Source organism: Xenorhabdus griffiniae (genome assembly GCF_001028135.1).
GTDB classification, from domain to species: Bacteria; Pseudomonadota; Gammaproteobacteria; order Enterobacterales; family Enterobacteriaceae; genus Xenorhabdus; species Xenorhabdus bakwenae.
In genome coordinates, this window is sequence record NZ_LDNM01000170.1 from 1 (window position 1) to 559 (window position 559).

1 protein-coding gene is annotated in these 559 nt (G+C 47.9%); it reads right to left on the reverse strand.

Going from position 1 to position 559, the window contains the following annotated elements:
* A partial coding sequence (locus AAY47_RS19320; protein WP_047771969.1) for a zinc-finger-containing protein occupies positions 1–408 on the reverse strand: 408 nt, incomplete at its 3' end.
* Between the last annotated feature and the right edge of the window lie 151 nt (positions 409–559).

Here is a 559-nt window from a genome sequence, read left to right on the forward strand (position 1 = left end):
ATTCGCTGCCCGTTCGCACATTTCAGTGTCAAACCAACCGAAATGGCATTCGTTGAAACTGATTTCCAGTTGACTTGCTAACCATCTGTACGCATCCGTGCGCTCTAAATTACGACTCCTGACTACATCATCGAAATACCGATGAGCCGATGCTCTGGCTCTGCGTGTCGTTTTATCTGCCAGTGACCCCATTGGAATATCCGTCCCCGGATGAATACTGACACGCGCACCACATGCCCAACAGTGGTATAGCCATGGCCAGCGGTTATCATGGATGCGTTTAAAAACATTCAGGTGATGCTCAATCATCACGTGTCTGCCGCAATAACGGCAGTGTGTCGGAATGGGATAGGGGTCATTGACTCTTGCAATCGCTCTGGGATTGGGGTTCCATGGGGTGAACTGCATATGTCCTCCCGAATTTGGTTACAATAATCCTCCCGCCGCAAAGCAGCGTAGTGATATGAAATGGTTTTTATTGGTTACTCAGTTTCTATCTGGATTGCCGAGCACGAAGACCCGGTGTTGAAAATCGATAATCAAAACGGAATGTCATCAT